1 protein-coding gene is annotated in these 1905 nt (G+C 59.7%); it reads right to left on the bottom strand.

Features of this window, described 5'->3' with window-relative positions; genetic code table 11:
* Positions 1 to 1841, bottom strand: a 1841-nt coding sequence (locus DBR30_RS20270; RefSeq protein ID WP_258224528.1) for a type VI secretion system Vgr family protein, incomplete at its 3' end; no start/stop codon positions are given.
* Between the last annotated feature and the right edge of the window lie 64 nt (positions 1842 to 1905).

Here is a 1905-nt window from a genome sequence, read left to right as displayed (position 1 = left end):
ACCAGAGTGACGCCACTGGGGTCAACCTTCACAAAGCTGCCGCCAACCTTGAGGGTCAGCTCGGAGCCTGCTTCCAGCACAATCTTGTTACCGGCCTTGATGTGAACCTCTTGGCCAGCCTCAACCAGCAGCGACTGGGCCAGCTTCTGGTGCAGGGACGCATCGACCGTGAGGGAGTAGTCCGCCTTGATGTGGTCTCGCTTCTCGCCCTCTACCGTCAGGTGGTCATTGGCCTTGATGCGGGTCACCCGCTCGTTGTCGATGTCGGTGTGCTGGTCGTGCTTGATATGCCACGCCGCATCGTTCTCTATCAGCACGTTCAGGTCTTTCTGACCGTGGATATAAATCTCTTCCTGCCCAGCCTGGTCTTCAAAACGAAGTTCGTTGAAGCCCTCGCCCTTGTGGGTTTCGGTGCGCAGCACGGTGCGGGTCTTGTTGGCCGGCAGCTCATACGGCGGCCGGTTGGTGGCGTGGTAGGTACGGCCGGTGACGATAGGCTGGTCGGGGTCACCTTCGAGGAATGAGACGATAACCTCATGGCCGATGCGCGGAATCGCCATCATGCCATACTGACCTCCGGCCCAGCCCTGACTCACCCGCACCCAACAGGAGCTCTGGTCGTTGGAGCTGCCATAGCGGTCCCACGGGAATTGCAGTTTCACCCGGCCATGTTCGTCGCAGTAAATCTCCTCCCCTTCCGGGCCGACTACGATGGCGATTTGCGGGCCATCCACCATCGACTTGTGGGGTGCCTCGGGGCTGCCAACACGCGCCCGCCAGGTGGTACTCGCTTTCACTACGCCAAATTCGTTGTGGTAGACGGTGGGACCGCTGCCACCCTCTTCTTCCAGAGCTTGTGGCTGTTCGCCGGTGTGGCGGATATGGACGATTTGCCAGTCGGAGTTAAGGCTGCCGTTGGGATGTTCGGTCAGTGAAAACGTCTGGCCCGGCAGTAAAGCAGTGCTGTTGGACTTGCCACTGCCCGCTACCGCGTCGTTGCGCAGCGCATCGAGCCGATGCTGGGCAAAGGCCTTACCGCTGCCGTCCTGCTTGTAGCGGCCCGGGTAGTCAAAATGCTGATAGGTATCGCGCTGATGCTCGAGCTCTGCGCCCTGCTTTTTGTGGGAGAGGCCATAAGCCGGCGTCTTGAAGCTGTAGTCTTTTAGCTCCACATCGCTTGGTCGCACCGCCTCGCGGTAGTGGAACTGGCGCACGTAAGGACCTTGTTCCAGCGAGCGGTTGCCGAGGTTAAAAAAGAGCTCGGGGCCGGCAGTCAGGGCTGCCGCATCGTCAGCAAAGACGATGCGGTGCTTGCCTGCTTCAAACTCGTGGAAGTAGAACAGCCCCTCTTCGGCTGCGAGGCGATTGAGGAAGTCGAGGTCGGTCTCGCGGTACTGCACGCAGTATTCCCGCTGGGCGTGCTCGTTTTTCAGGGCAAAGGCGTAGTCGGTGATGCCGTGCTCTTGCAGCAAGATACTGAGGATTTCATCCGGCTTTTGCGCCTGAAAGATGCGGGAGTTCTGGCGCAGCCCCAATCGCCACAGGGCAGGTTTGACTTGCAGCTGATAGCGGGTACGGCGAAAGCCGCTGTCACCTTGGGCAAACTCGCTCACTACCCCGCATACGCGGCGTTGCAGCTCGCCGTTGTACCACACCATCAGCTCGCACTGCTGGTCCAGCACGGCGCCAAAATCGATGTCCGGTTGCTGGCTGGCCACCTCCAGGTGGAGGTTAAAGGGGCGGCTCAAACCTTCATCCAGCTTGAAGCTCACGACCGCAAAGGTGCTGTCAGCCAGTGCGCCAACCTTGACGGTGAATTGTAATCCTGTGCTTTGCGCCATGACTCTGTTCCTTATCCTGCCTGTCCGCTACCGGAACCAATCACCACGCCACCACAATCCACTG

Origin of the sequence: Aeromonas sp. HMWF017, assembly GCF_003061465.1 — a bacterium.
Classification (GTDB): Bacteria; Pseudomonadota; Gammaproteobacteria; order Enterobacterales; family Aeromonadaceae; genus Aeromonas; species Aeromonas veronii.
Note: the sequence above shows the minus strand (reverse complement) of the source record. Positions and strands in the feature narration are given on the sequence as shown.